Here is a 23,228-nt window from a genome sequence, read left to right as displayed (position 1 = left end):
GTTATCATTACTACAACGGCATCTAGCAAGATGCCGTCACGGCCTCCCGGTTTACATTTTAAATTTCTCGGTTTTTCAGTTTTTCAGTTCTCAACTTTACCTTTCCGCTTTTTGCTCTTTTGGAAAAGGAATAACGCCCGTTTGTTCATACAACTGCAACCATTCTTTTTTGGGACTTTGAATCGTCAGGTAAAAATCATAGAAGGGCTTCATATCTTTGACGTAGTCGCCAGTGAGGTAAATGGGCTCACCAAATACCACCAGTTTTCGGGTATAATCAAAGCCAACAAGAACAAGCGGCACTTGGGCTTTGAGCGCCATAAAATAAAAACCCGTTTTGAGTTTGGAGGTATTGCTGCGGGTGCCCTCGGGGGCAATGGCGATGTGAATAAACTCGTTTTGTTTGAAAGTCTCGGCCACGGCATCTACCAAATTATTGGATTTTTCACGGTACACAGGATACCCACCCAATGCTCGAAAAAACCAAGCCGAATACCATTTGAAGAGAGAGCTTTTCCCCAGAAAGCCCATTTTAGCCCCAATGAAAGCTCTCACGCCCACTCCAATAAAAAAATCAGAGCTGTTCCAGTGTGGGCAAACTACCCATATTGCCTTTTTTAGGTCTTTAGGAACCCGTCCAAGAATTCCCCATCCGGAAATTCGGTATAAAAATGCAAAGAGCCAATTCATCGTCATCAAGGTTTAGGTACCTCAAATTTAGGAACTCCTTTCGATTTGGCAACAGGTAGCGTCAATGATTTCTCTACTATTTTACTATTGTTTATAAAATAGTTTACAGACAAATCATGCTCATTCTCTTTTTATATTCGGTGGGGGTCTGCTCGGTGAAGTTTTTAAAAGCGTCGTCAAACAGAGCGATTGACTCATACCCTACTTTATACGCAAGGTCTTCCATTTTGCCGTGTTGGAATTCGGGCATTACAAGCAAGCGCTTGGCTTCCTGAATACGGTAAGTTGAAATCAATTCGGGGAAGCCTTGTTCTAAATTTTCGTCGATTACCTGCGTCAACTGCGCCGCCGTAACATTGAGGCGAGCCGCCAGTGATTCTAAGGAAATATTTTTTTCGAGATAAGGTTTTTCCTCGTTCATGAGCCTGAACAGGCGATTTAGTAGGCGAACTCCGTATTCCTGATTTGCCTTTCTACCAAAAAACAGCAAGTTGATTTTCATGGTTTTTTGAAGCATTTTTTCAGAGCGTACCACAAAAAGCAGCACCCAAACCAACCCTCCAAGGAGGCCTATCCACCCCAATACCCCATTAAAATTAATCGGTAGTTCTTTCATCTCATGGCTGGTTTAGTGATAAGATGAGAAAACAGCCCCCAACGTTGCACGAACTGCTAAATCAATTTTACTTCTTCTCGTATGGGCCACACAACCAAAAGATTTTGAGCGCGGCCCGTATAGTCTCCTCCGCATAGAATTAGGAAAAGTTTAGTACACAATGTCAATATCAAGGTTATTGCGAATCTCCTCAAAATTGCTGTAATTGATAAAGTTCAGCGTTAAAAACTATATCATCACCCCTTAATATCTATCATTAACAGTATGCAAGGCATTACGAAACGTTCATTAGTAAAAGATGCAGTACTTATTACGGCGGGAATTTTCAGCGCCGCATTGGGTCTGAAAGGTTTCTTGCTTTCCAGCCATTTTATCGACGGCGGAGTTACTGGAATTTCCATGTTGTTGGCTTCTATTTTTCACGTTCCGTTGGCGGTGCTTATCCCTATCATCAACTTTCCGTTTATCATCATGGGTTATCGCCAAATCGGCAAGGCCTTTGCGTTCAAAAGTACCGCCGCCATTACGGGTTTGGCGTTGTGTCTAGCTTTGGTCGAATTTCCAGATGTTACGCCCGATTTATTGTTAACATCGGTTTTCGGCGGCTTTTTTATCGGCGCAGGTATTGGGTTGGCTATGCGAGGAGGAGCGGTGTTAGACGGTACAGAAGTGGCCGCGTTGTTGGTTAGTCGACGAAACTCAAGCGTGCGGGTCGGCGATGTCATTCTGGGGATGAACATTTTCATTTTTGCCACGGCTGCTTACTTTTTGGGCGTAGATATTGCCCTTTATTCCATGCTCACCTATTTTACCGCTTCCAAAACCGTCGATTTTCTGATTCATGGGATTGAAGAATATACCGCCATCTGGATTGTGTCAGACCATCACGAAGAAATCAGGGAACTGCTTACCGACAAACTGCACAAAGGTGTAACGGTGCTCAATAGCGAAAAAGGATTTGGAAAAAGAGGCGCTCAAACAGAAGCTACAAAAGTACTCTATTCTGTCGTTACGCGACTGGAAGTGAGCCGCCTACGCGACGCCATTGCCGAGATTGACCCTTTGGCCTTTATTGTTCAACACGGAATAGATGACGCCCGCGGGGGTATTGTAAAAGGAAGGCCGTTGCATTAACCCCTTGTCCATCAACCGACGAACAAATTGAAAAACAGAGCAATACCCATATCTTTTTCGTCAGATTCTTTCTTTTATAGATTCAATGTGAATAATCTTTTCTAATAACGTAAAAATCCATTTTCAATAAGCTTCGCTCATTTTTGGCAGAATGCTCGTTTTCGAATAGCTTTGAGCCTTTCCTTTTTTTAACCTATGCTACAGTTAATCAAAAACGCCTCCCAAACCCAAGGCAATCAAGCCATTGTCGCTGACAATCAAACCTATACCTACCAACATTTACTGGAAGCTTCGCACGGATTTGCGTCAATATTACTTGAACAAACAACCGATTTGGCCGAAGCTCGCGTCGCTTTTATGGTTTCGCCCGGTTTTGATTATCTGCGCGTGCAGTGGGGGATTTGGCGCGCTGGCGGCGTGGCGGTTCCGTTGTGTATCACGTACCCATTGCCCTCCTTACAGTACGTCATCGACGATACCGACGCGCAAATCATCGTGGCGGGGGCCGAATATGCCGAGCTTTTAGCGCCGTTGGTTACCCAAAAAGGCCTTCGTTTCATTGCCTTAACGGATATTAAAGACGCTGCTTTATCTCCCCAAAAATTGCCCAATATTTCACCCGACCGCCGGGCAATGATTCTCTATACTAGCGGAACCACTAACCTGCCCAAAGGCGTGGTCACGACGCACCGCACCATCGAAGCGCAGGTATCAACCTTGGTAAAAGCCTGGGAATGGTCGGCCAATGATCACATTCTGTGCGTGTTGCCGTTGCACCACGTTCACGGCATTATTAATGTCATTTCGTGTGCACTGTGGTCGGGCGCGACCGTAGAATTCTTACCGTCATTCTCGGCAGAAGCGGTCTTTGGGGCATTTTTGCAAGAAAAAATCAACGTATTCATGGCCGTCCCGACCATTTATTTCAAACTCATTGCCTACTGGGAAAGTCTACCAAAAGATAAACAACAAGTCATTTCAGACAACCTTTCTGGCTTTCGACTGATGGTTTCTGGCTCGGCGGCATTGCCTGTATCAGTTATGGAAAAATGGAAAACCATCAGCGGACACACGCTTCTGGAACGCTACGGCATGACCGAAATCGGCATGGGCATTAGCAATCCCTACCACGGCGAGCGCAAAGCAGGCTACATCGGCAAACCTCTGCCCGGCGTTCGGGTTCGGTTGGTCGATGAACAAAATCAGGTCGTCAAAACGGGCCAACCTGGCGAAATTCAGGTGAAGGGCAAAAACGTATTTTTGGAATACTGGCAACGCCCCGAAGCCACCCAAAAGACTTTCACGGAAGATGGTTGGTTCAAAACGGGCGACGTGGCCGTGGTCGAAAAAGGCTACTACCGCATCTTGGGCCGCGATTCCATTGACATCATCAAGTCGGGCGGTTATAAAATCTCCGCGCTCGAAATCGAAGAAGTATTACGCACGCACCCCGCCATCAGCGATTGCAGCGTGGTGGGCGTTCCCAACGAAGAATGGGGTGAATTGGTCGTTGCGGCCTTGATGGTCAAAGACCCCGAAATCGACCTAAAAGCACTCAACCAATGGCTCCGCGAGCGTATGCCCGCCTACAAAGTACCTCGCCACTACAAAATCATCGACGAACTCCCCCGCAATGCCATGGGCAAAGTCACCAAAAACGACATCAAGAAGTTATTTTGATTTCCTTAACGTCGGCAGGGTGAATCGTCACAATCTCAAACCCTGCCGACGTTCTCCCTGACAACCAACCCTACCAACGTTCCCCTAAACCTTTAACCTCCAAAAAATGATTATTTACGGCGTAGCCATTCTGGCTTTTTGCTACATCATCGGCCAACTCATCGGTGAATTTTTGGGTAAACTCATTGGCGTCGACGCCAACGTAGGCGGAGTAGGTTTTGCCATGTTACTGTTGATTTTCCTGAGCGATTGGCTTCACAAAAAAGGCTATTTTGATAAATCCACCGAAAACGGAATCCAGTTTTGGAATCAGATGTACATTCCGATTATCGTGGCGATGTCGGCCATTCAAAACGTAAAAGTGGCGGTTTCGAGTGGCTTTATCGCCATTGTGGCGGGGATTGTCCCTTTTGTGATTTGCCTGCTTGCCATTCCGCTTTTAGCCAAACTTTCTAAAAATACCAAGCCCGACTAAGCATGGAAATTATCGTCAAATTCCTCGAAAAAAACGGGCTGGTCTTTGCCTTTTTGGTCGTAGGGCTTATCATTTATCTGTCGGGCATTATTTCCGACAAACTTACTCGTCGTAAAATCCCCGCCTCGGCCATTGCTATTCTCGCGGGTCTGGTCATTGCCTACTTCGGGGGGGGGTATTCGGGTGGGGAAAAAGGCATTGCCGATATTAAGATTTTTTCGGGCTTCGGCACGCTGGGCGGCTCCATGTTTCGCGACTTCGCCATTGTTTCCACCGCTATGGGCGCGAGTTTCTTAGTGTTGAGGCGCACAGGCTGGGTGGGCGCTTTGTCGCTGTTTTTAGGCATTGTACTTTCTTTTCTGGGCGGTGTGGGTGTGGCATTGCTCTGGGGTTATCGCGACGCCGTCAGCCTGACCACCATCGGCGCGGGGGCATGTACGTACATCGTCGGGCCAGTAACGGGCGCGGCCATCGGTGCCTCGTCAGACGTCATTGCCTTGAGCATTGCGGCGGGGGTGGTTAAAGCCATCACCGTAACCATCGGTACGCCCTTCGTGGCCAAATACATCGGCCTCGATAATCCACACACCGCCCTCATCTACGGTGGATTGATGGGAACCACCAGCGGCGTAACGGCAGGATTGGCCGCCACCGACCCCAAACTTGTTCCTTACGGTGCCCTCACCGCCACTTTTTACACGGGTCTGGGCTGCCTCGCCTGTCCTTCGATTCTGTACCTGCTTATGCGGCTGACGTTTGGGGGCTGATGCGCTTATTTTCTACAAAGTTTATGCCTTCGCGGCGACGTTCCATTCACAGGCTTATGTTTAGGATTATAGATTCTCTTCACCTTCTTTTTTTCTCAATTAAACCGTAGGAAGATACGATTCAATCATTTTTGGCTACTTAAAATGCACACGTTAGGGCAATTTTGGGGCAAGGAGCGCTCTGAAACGCTCGTTGATGAATCCGATTTGTTTAACTATACAGCCAAAAATGAAACATTTTCTTCCTCGATTGACCATGGGCATCTGGCTTGTGGGTCAAATTGCCTGCCAAACACCCGGCAGTCTCGTTAATGTTGAGCCGATAGGCAACCTCCCTGCCGAAATCACCGAAAAGGGAAAGCCCATCGGTGCGCCCGTTGCCAAATCTATCGGCCCCGAAGGTGGTACGCTGACTTCCCCCGACGGGAGCCTACAATTGACTTTTCCAGCGGGTGCGCTCAGTGCCCCTACCGCCCTTCGGCTACAAATGGTAGAAAACAAAGCTGCTGGGGGTATCGGGCCAGCATTTGAAGTAACGCCCAAGGAGACAAAACTCAATAAACCTGTTTCACTCGCTTGGAAATTTGGCAAGGACGGCCTCAACGGCACCGCTACCAATGTGGTGGGTCTGGCCAGACAACGCGAAGATGGTGCTTGGCTTGGCAAGTCTAACCTCAAAGTAGACGTTGCTACTCAAACACTCACTGTCCCGACATTTGACCTAAAATACCCTTTGGCTTTTTATCAGAATTTTTATCTGAAATACGACGCTAATGTTTTGGTTCCAAACCAACAAATAATGCTTACGGTGGCCTATCAACCCAACCACAGCGATAAAGAAGAGGCTGAGTCAAGAGAAACATTATTGGCTCCACTTAAGCCGTGGGAGCCCGTTGACCATACCAACCTCAGAAACTGGCGTCTCAACGGCGAACCCGCACTATCGGCCAACAAAGCCAATGGTTCGTTAAGTGTTCACAACAAAGGAGAGAAGGCACTTTACATCGCTCCCAGCAAAGTACCCGCCACCAACCCGATGGCTATCAGTGTTGACCTAAAAACGGGCGGACGTAGTCAAATCATTCTGGTTGCCAACGTGACCGTCGTAGCCGCCAATCGAATGACTGTCAACGGAAGAGTCTATGAAAACCCTAAAGTTTCGGTCAATAACGACGAAAGCGGCAGCCGTATTTATATCAGTATGCAAGAAGTTATGCCCCCAGATGCAAATTATCCAGCAGGTCTCAGCGTTTCCATCAAAAATTTCAAAGGAAAAGGGACCTATACAATTGAGTCGGACGAGAACTGCCGCATGGACGGTAAAGAAAGCGGAAAAACTGGAAAATTATTTGATTCTCAATACGTCGACCCCATCAGTTTCGATATGGTTTATTCAAAAGGCTCCATCACCATCACAGAATACAACGGCAAACTTGGTACCATTGCGGGCACCTTCAGCGCTACCCTCTACCATGAGCCCGGTCGTTATAAACCCGTCCAAGCAGGTGCTTTCGGAGGAGAGTTTCGCACCATTGAGAATTAAGATTGGGGCAAAAAACGTTATTCCTTGTCCCAACATTATTTCCAATAAATTTATTCGGTAGATATTCAAATCAATGTCCTACCCGTCTGACGGTTTAGAACCGTCGGACGGGTAAAGTTAACAGGCAGATAAACATGATCCGTCGGGCGGGTAGGTTATCGCTCAAATCAACCGCTCCTTCCTTGCCTTTTCAATGGCTTCTGCTTTGGAGTGGACTTCGAGCTTCCAGTAGATGTTTTTGATGTGGGTCCGAATGGTTTCTTTATCCACAAACAATTCGTCGGCAATGGTGGTGTAACTTTTTCCTTGTGCAATACGCTCCAAGACCTCCGTTTCGCGGGCGGTAAGGGGAGAATGATGATTTTTCTGGAACGACGCCACCACCATGCGGGCAATATTGGTACTCATGGGCGCGCCGCCCTGTCGTATCTCACGAATGGCCTCAATGAGACGACTGGGCGGCATGTTTTTGGTGAGGTATCCGCCCGCACCAGCGCACAGCGCTTTGAACACCAACTCATCGTTTTCGTACACTGTCACCACAATGAGTTGGGTTTGAGGGCGTAGTTTTTTGGTGCGCTCAATGCCTTCTACACCGCCCATGCGTGGGAGTTCGAGGTCCATAAGCACCACGTCGGGGCGGTCGGTGGTGAGGTTGCGCAGGTATTCTTCACAATTAGAATACGAGCTAACGACCAAAAAATCTTCGGTATTGTTCAGCAAATCGGTAAATGCTTCGCGGATGAGGTGGTCGTCTTCGACGAGGGAGAGGCGGATTGGCATTTTTGGAATAATTTAGTCAGAGCTAACGCCCCGTTTTGTCAATTTTTGGGCTAAATTGTACTCCAGCCCCTACTTTTTTTCGAAATTCTATACAAGTTCCTTTGCCTTCCAGTGTTCGGATGATGGCGCTACCGCCTATTTTTTCAGCGCGGGTCTGGATATTGGTCAGTCCGTTACCCTGCCGGGTTTGGTCAGCATAAAAGCCCTTGCCATTATCTTCCCATTTGATGCTCATTTCGCCGTTTTCAACGCCAAAAGTAAACGAAACATCCGTGGCTTGGGCATGTTTGAGGGTGTTGCTGATGGCTTCTTTGAACAGCAACACTAAGTGCCGGCTTTCGCCCATGTAGAGCGTCACCGCGTGCAGCTCATCGTTGAGGCCATTGACCGAAAACCGAATCCCCGTTTTATCAAATGCATCGTCGCCAAAATCTTTGAGGCGAATGGCAATCTCGTAGAAATTATCGTGTTCGGGATTGATGGCCCAAATAAAATCTTTCGTTCCCTGATACATGCGGTTGGAATTGTCGCCGATTTTGGTGAGCAACGTCCCGATTTCACCCTTGGCCTGACCATTGAGACGGGTTTTAATCATCTCCGTTAACAACGAAATCCGCGTCAGCGTATTACCGAATTCATCGTGCAAGTCTTGGGCCGCAAGTTTACGTACGCGCTCGTTCTCCTCCAGCTTAACCCGCTCCAAATCAAACAGATACTTAACTTTAGCCCGTACTCGATAATCGTAAAACAGCTTACCTACCGTAACCAATACCAACAAAGCTACGGCGTAAAACCACCACGTTTGCCAAAAAGGAGGTTGGATATACAGCGGAATGCTTAGGATTTCTTTATCATTCCACAGCCCTTCGTTGTTGGCGGCTTTGACGCGCAGCGTATACTGACCAGGGCTCAAATTTGTAAACGTCAAATAGCGACGTGTACCCGCCATAACCCATTCTTTGTCAAATCCTTCCAACTGATACGCAAATTGATTCTGGGTGGGGTTGGTATAATCTAACGCCGCCAATTCAAACGAAAAAAAATTCTCGTCGTATTTTAGGGTGATAGGCTCTTTCAACGCCAGCAGACTGTCAATGTCCCATTCCTTTTCAAACTTTTTGAAGGACGTAACCGCGACTTTGGGCAAGTGCCGATTGGGCACTAATTCGGTGGGACGACAACTCAGCAACATACCGTTGCCACCAAAAAACAACTCTCCATCGGCGCTTTGATGAAAACCCCCAGAGTTAAATTCGCCACCGCCGAGTCCATCTTGGGCGGTATAATTGCGAAAAGTACGTTTGTCGGGGTCAAAACAAACCAAACCACCGTTGGTGGTGAGCCATATTTTCCCTTTTGAGTCACTCAAAGCCCCGTACACGAAGGCATTTAAAAGGCCTTCTTTTTCGGTAAAATGCTCAAAAGTCACCTTTCCATTTTCTTCAATCACTCGACTAAGTCCTTTGGTGGTACACACCCACACGCGCTGTTTAGCATCGACATGAACGTCCAATACAGTATTGTTTATCAACGACTTAGGGTCACTAGGCTTATTTTGAAATAATTGGACACCCCCTCCGTTGGCGGGCCATTGCACCAATCCGTTTCGCATCCCAATCCAGAGCGTTCCTTTGGTGTCCATCTGAATCGCCCCGACGTTACGCAGTTCAATTTTAGTATTTTGGGCAGCGGGTAGTTCCCGAATGATTTCGGGCGAGCCAGTCGGAGTGAATTTGGCCAAATAAGACTGAGTGCCTACCCACATTTTTTGTTGTTTGTCTTCGTAAATCCGCAAGACCCAAGGTTTTTTATTGTCGAACGCGGGCAGCACAAACGGAACAAAACGATCACGAGAGCGGTCATACCGAAGCAATCCCGCATTGCCACCTATCCACAACGTACCTTGCACATCTTCAGTAATGGTTTCGACCAAGGCATCATTGGGTAATGCGTATTTTTTAATGGCCTGAGACTGACGGTCAATTCGGTACAAATGGGCAAAAGTCCCCGTCCACAAAAATCCTTGTCGATCGGTGCCGATGCCGAAGTAACTTTTTCCAGCGGCATTTTCTTTACTAAATAGCCGTTCCCAATGCTGAAATGTATTTTTTGAACGTGAATACAACTGTACTCCCGCCTCGCGTGTACCTACCCAAACCACATCTTCGGATGCTTCTCGCCCTTCATAAATACACGTAATATGACTACTTCTGAGACCATTTTTGGCCAATAAATCTTCCTGAAAACTCCCCAGACGTACCAGTTGCCGCGCGGTTGCGTCAAAACGATAACGAAAAATACCGTTTCCCTGCGTTCCTATCCACACTACCCCGAGCCGGTCGGTCCAAACGGTCGAAATTTGGGCTTGGGCGGGCAAGGCTGCCGTCAGGTCTTCCCATGAACCCGTTTGGGGATTGACCAACCCAAACCGCCCCTGAACACTCACCCACAACCCCTTGCCACGCCCACTCCAGACGTGCGTAGGAGGTTGGTCAGCGTCATAAAGCGGCAAGGAGCGATTACGACTATTTTCGAAGCGTATGCTATTACCAATCAATAGTTTATTGAGGCCTTTGGCCGTTCCTATCCATAAATTCCCATCGGCGTCAAGGGTCATACTCCCCACAAAATCGTGCGAAAGCGAATAAGCATCGTCTGCCGAATGACGGTACAAAAAATGCTGAAATTCATCTCCTTGTGGCCGCAAGCACCATAAACCTGACGACGTTCCGACCCAAATCGTATGGTTTTTATCTTCCACAATGCTCGTAACCATGCCTTGGATTTGCGGAAAATGTTGGAAAGTATTGTGGCGAAACAACCGCCGATTCAGCCCTTTGGTGGTTCCCACCCAGAGATGATGCCGCGCATCTTCGTACAAAAACGTAATGTCATCGTACGAGAGCGTAGTAGAGTCAAACGGATTGTGGCGGTATTTTTTGATGGTCTGTCCGTCATAACAATTGAGGCCGTCTTGCGTGCCCATCCACATCAACCCTCGGTGGTCCTGCACGATGCTACGCACTTCGTTTTGGCTCAGGCCTTCGTTGAGGGCAAGGTGATCCCAGTAATCGGAAGGAATCACGTTGTTGGCCCAAACGACATTAGAGATGCAGATAGAAAGCAGTAACAGGTATTTTTTCATTGTTAACCTCACCTCGGCCCCTCTTCTTAAACAAGGAGAAGGGGTATACGAGTTATATTTTACAAAAGTAGGTTGGAACATCCTTTGTTTAGTTCACCCAAAATAGGGGATTATGATTTTGGCATTTTTTCGAAATTTCAAGGGTAATTTATTCATTTTAAGCCTATTTCGGCAAATCACAATAGGCTTAAAAGTTAATTTTGTTTTTACCTAAAAAAATAGCTACGCTTGTCGACTTAAACCCCTGATGATCAACGGCAGTGAAACACCCTATTCTTTTCCTTCTGTCTACTGAGGTAATTGGAAGTGGAAGCAAAAACAACCGCATACCTCTTTCAAATGAAGCGGAAAAAATCAGCCGATAAAACCTTGCTTTTCACGGTTCATTATTCAGCACAAATCACCGAAACCTCCAATGGCATACTCCAGGTTTTATTCATCGCATACATCTCTTTTTTGTCCAGAAAAAACTTTCCTCTACTTAAACCTCAACGTGCATAAGCCATTGAAGCTGACTAGCGCTTCGTTTTTCAGCAACTAGAGAAGGTGAGCCGATGAAGTTGTTTTTGATTCTATTTGTCAACAGCGGTTTTCGACAAATGCGAAGGCCGCTGTTTTTTTTGGTGTATTTTGCGGGTGTGCAACATTCTGCCTCTCCGAGTCGTATTTGCTTAAAACAAGATTAAAATCACTCAAATCAGCATTTTACATCCTTTTAGACACCCAAAACAGCGTACTTTGGAAAGTTGCATTTCCCTTATAACTTCACCCCACTGTTTTTCGTTTATACAAGAAATACCCTTATACCCTTCTTATGCACTACCGTTTACGATTCATTCTCCTGGGGCTATCCTTTTTTTCGTTGACTAGCTACGCGCAACTTAAACCATTGTATTCAGGTGAGCAACTGCAAAAAATCCAAGAATCTCAAAAACTCATTGAAAATCAGTACCTTACCCTAAACTCCCAACTAAAATCCTTGGCTCGGCAGAACAATTGGCCTTTGCGGCAAGATTTCTCCGACGGCAGCGTAGTGATTTTGAGCGGAGTGAGCGAAACTGGGCAACCGCTCTATAACATCACAACAACCAACCGAGGAGCCGCAATCACGACCCGTACCAACGCGCTCTACGATGGCGGCGGATTGGGCCTGAACCTTACAGGCGGTAGCAGCGTGATGAAAGACCGATTGGGGATTTGGGACGGCGGTGCAGTTTTGAAAACCCACAGCGAATTGACCGGACGCATCACGCAGGTAGACAATGCAACCAGCGTAAGCAGCCACGCCACTCACGTAAGCGGCACCATGATTGCCACGGGCATTAATCCCCGGGCGCGTGGGATGGCCAACGCGGCAACCCTACTGGCCCATGACTTCAACAACGACACCCCCGAAATGGCCAATGCGGCCGCCAACTTACTCGTTTCAAACCATTCGTACGGCACCCTGTCGGGCTGGCGGTTGAATACCGAGCGGCCTGGCACCGACAACAACCTTAAATGGGAATGGTACGGGGATTCAACCGTAAACAATCTTCAAGACTACAAATTCGGTTTTTACGATTCACGCACCCGCGAATGGGACCGCATTGCTTATAATGCTCCTTATTATCTCATCGTCAATTCGGCGGGCAACGACCGGGGCACTACTGGCCCGCCCGCAGGAACTGCCTATTTTTTTGGCAGTAGCAACCGTAAAAGCACCACTCCCCGCGCCGCCCAAACGGGATATGATTTAATTTCGACTTACGGAACCGCCAAAAACAGCCTCACGGTGGGGGCCATCAGCGTGTTGAATAATGGATATAATCAAATTTCTGACCCGCGCATTTCAAGTTTTAGCAGCTGGGGACCTACCGACGACGGGCGCATCAAACCCGACATTGTGGGGGTGGGCGTGAGCGTTTTCTCAACCACCTCCACGGGCAATAACGCCTACACAACCCTCAACGGCACGTCGATGTCGTCGCCCAATGTATCTGGCTCTATTTTTTTGTTGCAGGAATTATACCATAGCCTAAACGGTACGTTTATGCGTTCGGCCACATTAAAAGGGCTTGTGTTGCATACTGCCGACGATGCTGGCAATCCTGGACCCGATTACCAATACGGCTGGGGATTGTTGGACCAACGGCAAGCCGCTGAAGTGCTACTCAACAAAGATAAATCGCATTTAATCACCGAGCGCACCTTGTTGCCCAACGAAATCTACACAACGCAGGTGGTGGCCTCGGGAAAAGGGCCGCTCATTGCCACCATTTGCTGGACCGACCCAGAAGCCCCTGTTTTTGCTGTCAACTCCGCCAATTTTAATAATCGTACCCCTAAGTTAATGAACGACTTAGACATCCGTATTTCCGACGGAACGACCGAATCGCTGCCCTGGGTGCTAGACCCCGAACAACCCGCCAACAACGCAACACGGGGGGATAACATTCGGGATAATGTGGAGCAAATCTTGATTCCCAACGCGATTCCGGGGCGCACCTACACCATTACTATAAAGCACAAAGGCACGTTGACCAACAACACCCAACTTTATGCGCTGATTGTCAGCGGCATCGGTGGCAAGGCGTATTGTGAATCCCGGGCTACATCCAACGCAGACACCAAAATCACGAAAGTGGTACTGGGAAATGTTACACAGCTTGCCAATAACGGCTGTCAAACGTACAGTGACTTTATGAGTCAAGTGGTCACGATTTCTTCGGGGCAAAGTATTCCTTTGGAAATAAGCGTCGGCTCTTGCGGCGGGGATTTCAATAAAGTGGTAAAAGCATTTGTTGACTGGAATTCAGACGGAGATTTTGACGATGAAAATGAAACGGTAGCTGCATCGGCGGTCATGGGCAACGGCGTTTTTTCGACCGTACTTAAAGCGCCGTCTGGGTTAATCTTCAATAACCTGTCCCGCATACGCATCGTAACAACCGAAACCAACAATCCCGCCGCTGTAACAGCCTGCGGCACATACGCCAAGGGCGAAACGCAGGAGTTTTTAGTGCGTTTTACGCGCCCCACGCGCGACGTAAGCCTATCAGCATTGGTCACGCCTGAAAACAATTTTTGCAGCAATCAACTCAGCAGCGTTACAGTTCGACTTAAAAACAACGGTTCGGAAGCTCTAACGGCTATTCCCGTTTCGGTTCAGGTATCCGAGCCATCAGGGGCCGTACTCGGAACCATTACCTCAACCCTTACGCAGGCTTTAGCGGCTTTTTCGGAAGCTACATTTTCGTTGACCGCACCCTTTTTGAGTGAATTAAAACCCGCAACTAACTATCTATTTACGGTCAAAATACTCCTGCCCGACGATCAGGATTCGCTAAACAATACCTTAATTCAGACACGAGCAGTGGCTGGTCTAACCACGATTACTGCGGCCACTGCAACTTACTGCGGTACCGACCCGCTATCGCTCATCGCCAAAGGCAACGGAACCGCTTTTTGGTATGATAGCCCTTCTTCTTCTCAATTTATTGCCGTCGGCAATTCAACGAGTAGCAGTGTGCGTTTGCCCGGTGGGACATTTTACGTAGCCCTCAACGATTTCAGCGGCACATTAGGCCCCGCCACAAAATCCGCTTTTACGGGAGGAACCTATTCTGGAAATTTTGGCCCAGCGCCGTTCATCCGCACCGAAGTACCCGTTTTGTTAGAAAGCGCTCGGCTCTACACCTCCTCAGCTGGTCGATTGACGTTTACCGTGTACGGTTTAGATGATAAATTTATTTCTACCACCACGATTGACGTGACCGCCAGCCGAAACCCTAATGCCCCCAATCAAGGTGCCCCGACGGGCCAAATCTCCGACGACCCCAACGACCCGGGCAAGGTATACCCACTTAATTTGGCCATTCCCGCCGCTGGAGATTATAAAATTACGATTGAGTACGAAAACGGGGCCACCATATTCCGAAGCAATGCGGGCGTATCGGGCTTTCCGTTCAGCATTCCCAATATTATCACGTTGAAAGGGGCATTGTTTGCCCAAAACGGCGGTATCGATACCCTCACCAACGCCTATTACTATTTTTATGATTTGAAGGTTAAATCGTTGGGTTGTTCAAGTGGCAGGATTCCCGTTGTGGCTCAGTCCTCCAGTAGCACTAACCCGACCATTTCGGTTACGGGAAGTACCACCATTTGCGAAGGCACGGTCATTGATCTTACCGCCCCCGCAAACGGCGGCGCGTATCAGTGGTTTTTCAATAATCAGCCCGTCAGCGGAGCCACCAATGCTACTTTTTCGGCGGGCAATTCAGGCGTGTATACCGTGAGCACCTCGGTCAACAACTGTCTGCCTTCGGTGTCGTCGCCCGTAACCATCACGACCAAAAAAGCCGAAAAACCCACCATTACGACCAACGGTATCGAGCTTACATCCAGCGCAAGTACGGGCAACCAATGGTTGCTTAACGGGCTGCCGATTGCGGGCGCTACCGCCAAAACATACATGCCAACACAAACGGGCGGCTACTCGGTGAGAGGCAACGTAAATGGATGTGGCGAATTGATTTCAGACGAAGTACGGATTACAATCACGGCCGTGGAACCCGTTTCTCCGATTGCGGAGGTATATAAATTATATCCCAATCCAGCCGAAGATTTTGTCATTTTAGAATATACTTCACCCACCCCCATTTTGCAAAAAATAATGGCTTCTTTGTATGATTTACAGGGGCGTTTGATACTGAAAAAACAGATGGACGGGGATGAAAAAAAATTTAGTACACAATTTAACCTCAAAATGCTACAAAGCGGTACGTTTTTTGCTATAATTGAAGTGGAGGGTACACCAACGCGCATCATTAATGCCATCGTAAAACACTAAGTTGCGCGTCTGTACTGTGAGAGGATGTCTGCTATTTTACCCCGTAAACTATTTTTTAGTATTTCTTCGCTGATAGGTAGACTTTTAATGGTCTATCTATCAGTTATTTGTTTTTTTGTACAGGGGCAAACCATTGAAACCAGTCTCAAAGTACCAGAAAACACGGCAGGTTTACGCCTCCTCGACCTCCAAAAACGCTACACCCTAAATCGCCAAAAGGCGCTGAATCTTGCCAAAAAACAGAAATGGTTTATTAGCAAAAAATATGCCAAGGGACGCACTTTAACCTTACAGGGAGTTGATACATTTGGTATACCTGTTTATTACACTGTTCATAACCTTCTGGCTTCTACAGGTACCCACACCACCAACCTCTACAAAGGCGGAGGATTGGGGATTGACTTGAAAGGCGATTTGCCGCAGCTCAATGGCACCCTTTGCCTCTGGGATGGCGGCTTACCTCGTCTTTCGCACATTGAATTTGGGGGGCGAATTCGTCAAAAAGACGGCAATACCCTACTGAGCGACCATGCCACGCATCTATCAGGAACGATGGCCGCTGCGGGTATCAATTCGCAAGTCAAAGGAATGGCGTACGCCGCTAAATTAGATGTCTGGGACTATACCGACGATTTGGTGGAAATGTCCCGCGAAGCATCAAAAATGTTGATTTCAAATCATTCTTACGGACCTGTTGTGGGGTGGTTTTACAATGAAAGCCGGCCAGGTAACGACCCGACTCGCAAATGGGAATGGTGGGGTAATACGAGCATCAGCACCAAAGAAGATTATCGCTTTGGATTTTATGACGAAAAAGCCCGGGACTTGGATCAATTGGCCTACAATAACCCTTTTTACCTGATTGTAAAATCGGCCGATAATAAACGTAGCGAAACAGGCCCGCCCATCGGAACGCCTTATTTTTTACGAAATACCAACCAAACAAGTGTTTTAGAGCGGTACCAGAACGATGCCTACGACGTGATTCCCGCCGAAGCCAACGCCAAAAATATTTTAACCGTTGGCGGAGCAGAACTACAACTACAAAACGGCCGCATCGGTGGTTTCTCCGTCTCCGATTTTAGCGGTTGGGGCCCCACTGACGATGGCCGCATCAAACCAGATTTATTGGGCGTCGGGACAAGCATCATTTCCTCCATCTCAAACGCCGACAACGCCTACGCAACCATGTCGGGTACTTCAACTGCCACCGCCAATGTTTCGGGTACGTTGATTCTGTTGCAAGAGCTTTTTTACCGCCAAAAAGCCTATTTTATGCGTTCGGCCACGTTAAAGGGACTGGTACTCCACACAGCCGACAAACCACTCGATAAATTGGGTCCAAGCTACGAATACGGCTGGGGCCTACTCAACGCCGAAAAAGCAGCCCAAGTCCTGATTAATTCAGGCAATAATCATGCAGTGCTGGAAAAATCACTTCGACAGAATGAAACTTACCAACAAAAAATAATCGCAACGGGCAACACTCCCTTGGTCGTAACGCTCAGTTGGACCGACCCCGAAGGTACGCCCACCCGGATTACGACCCAGACCGTAGATGACCCGACCATCAAACTCATCAATGACCTCGACATACGCCTAAGCGACGATGCGGGCAATACGTGGTTTCCGTGGGTACTTGACCCCGCAAATCCCGCCAAAGCGGCCACAAAGGGCGATAATATTAGGGACAATACCGAGCAAGCAGTGATTGAATCACCAACGCCCGGGAAAGTGTACACTTTAATCATTAGGCACAAACGAACACTGCAAACTGGCACTCAGCCATACTCGCTGTTTATCAGCGGCATAAGCCCTCAGGATTGCAACGCCGCCGTTCAGTTAGTGGCTGGAAAAGATACCACGCTTTGCGGAAATGTTGCCCTGAAAATGCAAATCAAAGGCGACAATGGCCTGACCTATCAATGGATGAAAGACGGGCAGCTGCTTGCTACCTCCACTTCTACCTCATTGAATATTTCACAAGAAGGTGTGTATTCCGTCAAAGCCATCGGGTATCAATGTTCAGCCCAATCCAAAGCCATCAGTGTCCGTGTTTCTGCACTAACTGCTCAAATCAGCCCTTCAGGAAGTTTTGCTATCTGCACAGGCAAGGCGGTACGGCTGACCGCGAATGAAGGTTTGGGCTACCGCTATCAATGGCAGCGCAACGGCACTGCTATCACAGGCGCTACCACATCGGTTCTTACCCCAACAGAACCCGGAACCTATAACGTCATCATTCGAAGCAACAGCTGCACTGCCATTTCAAAGCCGACTCAGTTACTTTCGGCACTTCAACAGCCCGTAATTTCAACCACCGATGGCACCCTCATCCCTCCGAAAGGGAGTATTCGGCTCACCACCATTACGGGCGAAGGAATGACTTACCGCTGGTTTTTAAACGACAATGCCATTGCGACCGCAACCGGAGCGCGGCTGACCGCCTCATTACCTGGGAAATATACGGTTGAAATTACCCAAAACGGGTGTTCAATTATGTCTGCCCCCCTCATACTGACCAACGCTCCGTACCCAACAAATTCCCCCGCCACAGTTCCCGAAATATTGATTGTTAAAGAAAACCTATCGCTTTTTCCAAACCCCACCGTTCATACCCTGACCGTCGCGTATGCATCCGACAACACTTACGATTTAACGGCACAAATTGTGACGATGGACGGAGTTAAATTCGCAAAAAAACTACTCTACGACAACGGCAGTGTATTTCTGAATCAGTTTGATGTCTCACAACTACCGCCAGGTAAGTATTTTATTCAGGTCAGCGACGGGCGGCGTTCCATTGCCAAACCTTTTGTGAAGCAATGACGTTTTTGGGGTATGAATCATGCCATCGAACTTAGTGTTTTATCGCCTATGGCCTCGGTCGAATCTATGCTTGAGGCTTTTGGAGCCGTACAGCAAAATGGGTTTGCCACGTTGACCGTCCCTCCTTTTTGGGTCAAAAAATTACACCGCGACTGGCCTGAATCCACCCAAGCTATTTTATCGACCGTGATTGGGTATCCTCTAGGCTACCAACGCACCGAAACCAAGCAAACTGAAACAGAATGTGCCCTTAACGACGGCGCGCGCGAAATTCAGGTGGTTATGAATACATCGGCTTGGTTTTCGAATTCAAACGGTTGGCCCAAAGTGGAATTTGCCAAACTCGCCAAACTGATTCACCAAAGAGAAGCTATTTTTACAGTAATTATCGAAACCGATTTTTTTGACGAGCCTAGCCTCATTCGCGCCCTCAAAACTGCTGCCGACGCAGGAGCGGATTACGTACAAAATACCACCGGATTTTTCCAAAAATCATTTGACCTAGAAAAAGCGTTGCGCTTCAAGCAGCTTACTCCCGCCCGAGTTGGCTGCAAAGTTTGGGCTGAGAGTGCCACAAACGAAGATTTTACGAAACTCTTGGAACACGGAGCGGAAAGGCTATGTTTGCCTTTTAGAAGCTAACGTTCCTAATTTATCCTTTTTGTTTCTGGAAAATTTTCATGCCTGTTATTTCAACCAATACCCACCGTCCGCCTTCGTGGTTGCCCAATGGACATTACCAGAGCATTTATCCTGCTCTTTTTCGGACCATCAATCCTTCCTATCAACGCGAGCGTCTTACCACACCCGACGATGATTTTTTAGATATAGACTGGAGTTTTTCAAAAAAGAACAAAACAACCGATAAAAAAGAAACTGCCAATCTACCTACTTCATTACCTCCTTTGGTGATTCTGTCGCATGGGTTGGAAGGAAGCAGCACCCGGCAGTACGTAACGGGAATGGTGAAGTTTCTGACCACCAACGGATTTGATTGTTTGGCTTGGAATTACCGAAGTTGCAGTGGCGAAATAAACCGCCAACTGCGATTTTACCACAGCGGCGAAACCACCGATTTGGAGTTTGTGATTAAACACGCCCTCGCCAAAGGCTACACCGAAATCAACCTGATGGGATTTAGTTTGGGTGGAAATGTGACGTTGAAATACGTCGGCGAAAACGGAGCTAATATTCATCCTGCCATCAAAAAAGCGGTGGCATTTAGCGTGCCGATGGATTTATTGGCTTGTAGCCGCAACATCGAAAAACCAGAAAATAAAATCTATTTGTGGCGATTCTTAAAATCGCTAAAGCCCAAAGTAGCGGCCAAAGCCCAACAATATCCCGAGCACTTTGATTTAAAGAAGTGGAAAAATATCAAAACATTCTGGGATTTTGACCACGTTTATACGGGACCACTGCACGGGTTTGAAGGGGCCGATGATTATTACCAGAAAAGCAGTTCCAAAGGTTTTATTCACGCAGCGGCCATCCCCACACTCATCGTCAACGCCATCAACGACCCTCTAGTGCCCTACCAAAGCCTACCTGCCGATGTAATTGCAAATATGCCCAACGTGTGGCTGGAACTCACGCAGTCGGGCGGGCATTGTGGTTTTAGGCCCGATACCTTTAGCCACAAAGACGCGTATTGGTCGGAAGTTAGGGCATTGTCATTTCTCACTGAGCCATGAATGCCCTGATTCTGGCGGGCGGGCGCAGTACGCGGATGGGTACCGACAAAAGCCTATTGACCTACCATCATCAACCCCAATGGCGCTATTTATATGAATTGCTGACGCCGTACTGTTCTACCGTTTTTATCTCCTGCAGAGCCGACCAAAAAGACAATTTTGACAGTTTCGCCTGCTTGATTGATAACCGTGAAATCGGGCCGTTGGGGGGGATTTTGTCGGCGTTTGAACATAGTCCAAACGAAGCATGGCTCGTCGTGGCTTGTGATATGCCTTTTGTGTCGTCAGAAACGATTGCTTTTTTGGTCAGTCATCGTCAGCCCAATCAAATAGCAACCGCCTTTCAACACCCCGAAACCCTGTTTCCTGAACCTTTACTAACCATTTGGGAACCTGAAAGTTACGCATTCATACAAGCACAATTTGAGCAAAACCGCTTTTCGCCACTGCAAATTCTAAAAAAAGCTAACGTCCATTTGCTCCCCTGTCCTACACCCCGTTGGCTCCAAAACATCAACACACCAGAAGATTTCAAAAATACAACTGGGCAATAATTTCGACGGATTGAAAATACCCGTGCGACACCGTTTATAAAAAAGCATAGACGTTGTTTTCCGTTGCCTAAAAAGGCTTTCATTATTTAGTAAACGGCCATTTTTTTCGCCGTAACTACCTTATTTTTGAAAAAAACAACGCTATGTTTAAAGCCATCCTTGTTGACGACGAACGCATGAGCCTTGAAGTTCTGGCCATCAAATTGCGTAAAGTTGCCCCTGAAATCAACATCTTAAGCACTTTCCAGTCGCCTGAGGAGGCAGTTGTGGGTATTCGACAACTGAAACCTGACGTGCTTTTTTTGGACATTGAAATGCCGCTGATGGATGGTTTTACGCTTTTACGCCAATTAGAACCTTATTCGTTTGAAGTTATTTTTACCACGGCCTACAACCAATACGCCATTGAAGCCATTCGTCAGAGTGCGCTGGATTTTTTGTTGAAGCCCGTTCGGGAAATTGAACTCAGTTCTGCACTGCAACGCCTTGAAAAAAAACGCCATAGCCAACAGGCATCTCACAACGAAAGCCTAGCTTTGTCTTCGTTACAATTCAATAAAATCGCCATTCCCTCTTTGAAAGGCGTCACGTTTGTGCCCATTCAGGACATCGTTTGGCTCGAATCAGATAGTAATTATACCGTATTTCACCTCGCCGCTAACGGAACGCCTCCTCGTAAACTGGTGGCATCGCGCACGCTCAAAGAATTTGAACAGATGCTTGCCTCGGCTCACTTTTTACGCATCCATCGTTCGGCCGTGATTAACCTATTGCGGGTCAAAGAATACGTACGCGGAGAAGGCGGCACTGTGCTGATGGACGACGGCTCGGAGGTAGAAATTTCACGGAATGAGAAAAAAGGATTTTTGGAAAAACTGGGGCTGTAATCTTTGTTCATTTACAGGATTATGTACTTTTATTCCTTCAAAACCACCTAATTCTGTTTTTTTATGCCGCAGTCACGCACCAATATTTCTTCGGGCTCTCCGTGGGAGGCCACCGTGGGGTATTCAAGAGCCGTCAAAATCGGCGCTGTCATTGAAATCAGCGGAACCGTCGCCGTTGAAGATGGCCAAGTAGTAGGATTGGAAGACCCCTACGTCCAAACCAAAGTTATTCTCAAAAAAATTGAGGCTGTATTAGCCGAAGCGGGCGCTTCGCTCAAAGACGTGATCCGCACCCGTATTTTTGTAACCGACATTTCTCAGTGGGAAGCCGTTGGTCGGGCGCATGGCGAGTTTTTTGGGGAGATTCGGCCCTGCACTACGATGGTAGAAGTATCTCGTTTAATTGCCCCCGAATACATGGTGGAAATTGAAACTACCGCGATTCTTGAAAATTAACCCCAAGACTTTTAAAACAACGCGGGGGAAGCTCTCGCCTCCCCCGAATGTTTAAATATATTGGCTGCCTAGCTGCTTGGCGTCTGCCACAAAGTCTCTGACTCGCTGCTCTTCGTCTATTTTACAGATCATGAGTACACCGTCGTTTTCGGCAATGATGTACCCATCCAGCCCTTGCACCACCACGAGTTTGTCTTTGGGTGTTTTAATGATGCAATTCCCTGTATTATAAAGCTTTATATTACCGTCAGTTGCATTTTGCTGCGCATCTTTTGGCGAAATATCGTAGAGCGATTTCCACGTTCCCAAATCTGACCAGCCAAAATCACTTAAAACAACGTAGACATTCTGGGCCTTTTCCATGATGCCCACGTCGATAGAGACGTTTCTACAAAGCATATACGCTTTATCAATAAAGGTTTTTTCCTGCTCGGTATAGTAATCTTGCTCGCCCGCCACAAAAACCTCTGCTACTTCGGGCAAATAAGCCGCGAATGCATTAAGAATGGCCTGGACATTCCACACGAATATCCCTGCATTCCAGACAAAATCACCACTTTCCAGAAATTTAACCGCAATTTCCAACTGGGGTTTTTCGGTAAACGTTTTTACTTTTTTGGTCTCACTTTCGGAAGGTATGAACTGAATGTAGCCATAGCCCGTATCGGGACGAGTGGGTTGAATGCCGAGCGTAATCAGAATTTCTTCTTTTCCAGCCGCCTCAAGTGCAAACAGAATTTTTTCACGAAATATTTCTTCTTTCAGAATAATATGGTCGGAAGGAGCCACCACCACCCTTGCCTGAGGGTCTTTTTTGGCAATCTTATAACACGCATACGCAATACACGGGGCGGTATTGCGGCGATTAGGCTCTAACAAGATTTGGTCGTCTGTCAGGAATGGAACTTGTTTTTTAATTAAATCATAGTATTCGGCACTGGTCACGATGTAGATGTTTTCGGGAGGGCAAACCCCTTCAAAACGACTTACGGTTTGTTGAAGCAGTGTTTTTCCAGTTCCCAATACATCATGAAACTGCTTGGGGTTGTTGTTTCGGCTGAAAGGCCAGAACCGTGTTCCAGCGCCACCTGCCATGATAATTACAAAATTGTGATTCATAAGCGATGAGTGATGTGAAGCG

General features: G+C 47.5%; 17 protein-coding genes. 12 read left to right on the top strand and 5 right to left on the bottom strand.

The genetic code is table 11. The features are described from left to right. Positions 1-96: 96 nt before the first annotated feature. A complete protein-coding gene (locus NCI00_RS12540) occupies positions 97-690 on the bottom strand; it encodes a 1-acyl-sn-glycerol-3-phosphate acyltransferase (protein WP_253528010.1) in 594 nt (197 codons plus the stop codon). 103 nt (positions 691-793) lie between these two features. Beyond that, on the bottom strand, positions 794-1,306 hold the full coding sequence (locus NCI00_RS12535; protein ID WP_253528008.1) for a helix-turn-helix transcriptional regulator: 513 nt from the start codon (positions 1,304-1,306) through the stop codon (positions 794-796). 264 nt (positions 1,307-1,570) lie between these two features. Here NCI00_RS12535 and NCI00_RS12530 point away from each other — a divergent pair, with 264 nt between their 5' ends. The 5 genes from NCI00_RS12530 (at position 1,571) to NCI00_RS12510 (ending at position 6,905) form a co-directional block, all read left to right on the top strand. Further along, on the top strand, positions 1,571-2,440 hold the full coding sequence (locus NCI00_RS12530; RefSeq protein WP_114463990.1) for a YitT family protein: 870 nt from the start codon (positions 1,571-1,573) through the stop codon (positions 2,438-2,440). A gap of 195 nt (positions 2,441-2,635) precedes the next feature. Continuing rightward, a complete protein-coding gene (locus NCI00_RS12525) occupies positions 2,636-4,120 on the top strand; it encodes an acyl-CoA synthetase (RefSeq protein WP_253528006.1) in 1,485 nt (494 codons plus the stop codon). A gap of 106 nt (positions 4,121-4,226) precedes the next feature. Then, positions 4,227-4,595 (top strand): malonate transporter subunit MadL, encoded by a 369-nt coding sequence (gene madL, locus NCI00_RS12520; RefSeq protein ID WP_253528003.1) that lies wholly within the window; start codon positions 4,227-4,229, stop codon positions 4,593-4,595. Between the two features lie 2 nt (positions 4,596-4,597). After that, positions 4,598-5,362, top strand: coding sequence for a malonate transporter subunit MadM (gene madM, locus NCI00_RS12515; RefSeq protein ID WP_253528001.1), 765 nt, complete (start codon positions 4,598-4,600; stop codon positions 5,360-5,362). Positions 5,363-5,591: 229 nt separating this feature from the next. Next, positions 5,592-6,905 (top strand): hypothetical protein, encoded by a 1,314-nt coding sequence (locus tag NCI00_RS12510; RefSeq protein WP_253527999.1) that lies wholly within the window; start codon positions 5,592-5,594, stop codon positions 6,903-6,905. A gap of 162 nt (positions 6,906-7,067) precedes the next feature. Here NCI00_RS12510 and NCI00_RS12505 read toward each other — a convergent pair whose 3' ends face one another. After that, complete coding sequence (locus NCI00_RS12505) at positions 7,068-7,688, bottom strand: response regulator transcription factor (RefSeq protein ID WP_253527998.1); 621 nt, start codon at positions 7,686-7,688, stop codon at positions 7,068-7,070. A 22-nt stretch (positions 7,689-7,710) separates the two neighbouring features. Then, positions 7,711-10,833 (bottom strand): ligand-binding sensor domain-containing protein, encoded by a 3,123-nt coding sequence (locus NCI00_RS12500; protein ID WP_253527996.1) that lies wholly within the window; start codon positions 10,831-10,833, stop codon positions 7,711-7,713. Between the two features lie 814 nt (positions 10,834-11,647). On the opposite strand from NCI00_RS12500, the gene NCI00_RS12495 reads away from it, so the two are divergent. From NCI00_RS12495 to NCI00_RS12465, 7 genes are all read left to right on the top strand, one after another. Then, complete coding sequence (locus NCI00_RS12495; RefSeq protein ID WP_253527994.1) at positions 11,648-15,667, top strand: S8 family serine peptidase; 4,020 nt, start codon at positions 11,648-11,650, stop codon at positions 15,665-15,667. Positions 15,668-15,754: 87 nt separating this feature from the next. Further along, a complete protein-coding gene (locus tag NCI00_RS12490; RefSeq protein ID WP_253527992.1) occupies positions 15,755-18,496 on the top strand; it encodes a S8 family serine peptidase in 2,742 nt (913 codons plus the stop codon). A 12-nt stretch (positions 18,497-18,508) separates the two neighbouring features. Further along, positions 18,509-19,138, top strand: coding sequence for a deoxyribose-phosphate aldolase (locus tag NCI00_RS12485; RefSeq protein WP_253527989.1), 630 nt, complete (start codon positions 18,509-18,511; stop codon positions 19,136-19,138). 38 nt (positions 19,139-19,176) lie between these two features. Then, positions 19,177-20,190 carry a YheT family hydrolase gene (locus NCI00_RS12480; RefSeq protein WP_253527987.1) on the top strand — a complete coding sequence of 338 codons (1,014 nt, stop codon included), beginning with the start codon at positions 19,177-19,179 and terminating at the stop codon, positions 20,188-20,190. Next, positions 20,187-20,744 carry an NTP transferase domain-containing protein gene (locus NCI00_RS12475; RefSeq protein ID WP_253527984.1) on the top strand — a complete coding sequence of 186 codons (558 nt, stop codon included), beginning with the start codon at positions 20,187-20,189 and terminating at the stop codon, positions 20,742-20,744. The genes NCI00_RS12480 and NCI00_RS12475 overlap by 4 nt, the downstream gene beginning before the upstream one ends. A gap of 143 nt (positions 20,745-20,887) precedes the next feature. Then, entirely contained in the window at positions 20,888-21,631 is a 744-nt protein-coding gene (locus tag NCI00_RS12470; RefSeq protein WP_253527982.1) for a LytR/AlgR family response regulator transcription factor, read from the top strand. A 63-nt stretch (positions 21,632-21,694) separates the two neighbouring features. Then, the gene (locus NCI00_RS12465) at positions 21,695-22,087 is read left to right on the top strand and encodes a RidA family protein (RefSeq protein WP_253527980.1); all 393 of its coding nucleotides are present in this window, start codon (positions 21,695-21,697) and stop codon (positions 22,085-22,087) included. A gap of 51 nt (positions 22,088-22,138) precedes the next feature. Here NCI00_RS12465 and NCI00_RS12460 read toward each other — a convergent pair whose 3' ends face one another. Next, positions 22,139-23,206 carry a mannose-1-phosphate guanylyltransferase gene (locus NCI00_RS12460; protein ID WP_253527978.1) on the bottom strand — a complete coding sequence of 356 codons (1,068 nt, stop codon included), beginning with the start codon at positions 23,204-23,206 and terminating at the stop codon, positions 22,139-22,141. Positions 23,207-23,228 lie beyond the last annotated feature (22 nt).

Source organism: Runella salmonicolor (assembly GCF_024158025.1).
Taxonomy (GTDB): Bacteria; Bacteroidota; Bacteroidia; order Cytophagales; family Spirosomataceae; genus Runella; species Runella salmonicolor.
Note: the sequence above shows the minus strand (reverse complement) of the source record. Positions and strands in the feature narration are given on the sequence as shown.

Excerpts from the sequence above, each read along its gene's own strand:
- NCI00_RS12510 (WP_253527999.1), top strand. The coding sequence starts at position 5,592 with ATGAAACATTTTCTTCCTCGATTGACCATGGGCATCTGGCTTGTGGGT.
- NCI00_RS12525 (WP_253528006.1), top strand. The coding sequence starts at position 2,636 with ATGCTACAGTTAATCAAAAACGCCTCCCAAACCCAAGGCAATCAAGCC.
- NCI00_RS12530 (WP_114463990.1), top strand. The coding sequence starts at position 1,571 with ATGCAAGGCATTACGAAACGTTCATTAGTAAAAGATGCAGTACTTATT.
- NCI00_RS12470 (WP_253527982.1), top strand. The coding sequence starts at position 20,888 with ATGTTTAAAGCCATCCTTGTTGACGACGAACGCATGAGCCTTGAAGTT.
- NCI00_RS12500 (WP_253527996.1), bottom strand. The coding sequence starts at position 10,833 with ATGAAAAAATACCTGTTACTGCTTTCTATCTGCATCTCTAATGTCGTT.
- NCI00_RS12540 (WP_253528010.1), bottom strand. The coding sequence starts at position 690 with ATGAATTGGCTCTTTGCATTTTTATACCGAATTTCCGGATGGGGAATT.
- NCI00_RS12505 (WP_253527998.1), bottom strand. The coding sequence starts at position 7,688 with ATGCCAATCCGCCTCTCCCTCGTCGAAGACGACCACCTCATCCGCGAA.
- NCI00_RS12480 (WP_253527987.1), top strand. The coding sequence starts at position 19,177 with ATGCCTGTTATTTCAACCAATACCCACCGTCCGCCTTCGTGGTTGCCC.
- NCI00_RS12460 (WP_253527978.1), bottom strand. The coding sequence starts at position 23,206 with ATGAATCACAATTTTGTAATTATCATGGCAGGTGGCGCTGGAACACGG.
- madM (WP_253528001.1), top strand. The coding sequence starts at position 4,598 with ATGGAAATTATCGTCAAATTCCTCGAAAAAAACGGGCTGGTCTTTGCC.
- NCI00_RS12495 (WP_253527994.1), top strand. The coding sequence starts at position 11,648 with ATGCACTACCGTTTACGATTCATTCTCCTGGGGCTATCCTTTTTTTCG.
- NCI00_RS12485 (WP_253527989.1), top strand. The coding sequence starts at position 18,509 with ATGAATCATGCCATCGAACTTAGTGTTTTATCGCCTATGGCCTCGGTC.
- NCI00_RS12465 (WP_253527980.1), top strand. The coding sequence starts at position 21,695 with ATGCCGCAGTCACGCACCAATATTTCTTCGGGCTCTCCGTGGGAGGCC.
- NCI00_RS12490 (WP_253527992.1), top strand. The coding sequence starts at position 15,755 with ATGGTCTATCTATCAGTTATTTGTTTTTTTGTACAGGGGCAAACCATT.
- NCI00_RS12475 (WP_253527984.1), top strand. The coding sequence starts at position 20,187 with ATGAATGCCCTGATTCTGGCGGGCGGGCGCAGTACGCGGATGGGTACC.
- NCI00_RS12535 (WP_253528008.1), bottom strand. The coding sequence starts at position 1,306 with ATGAAAGAACTACCGATTAATTTTAATGGGGTATTGGGGTGGATAGGC.
- madL (WP_253528003.1), top strand. The coding sequence starts at position 4,227 with ATGATTATTTACGGCGTAGCCATTCTGGCTTTTTGCTACATCATCGGC.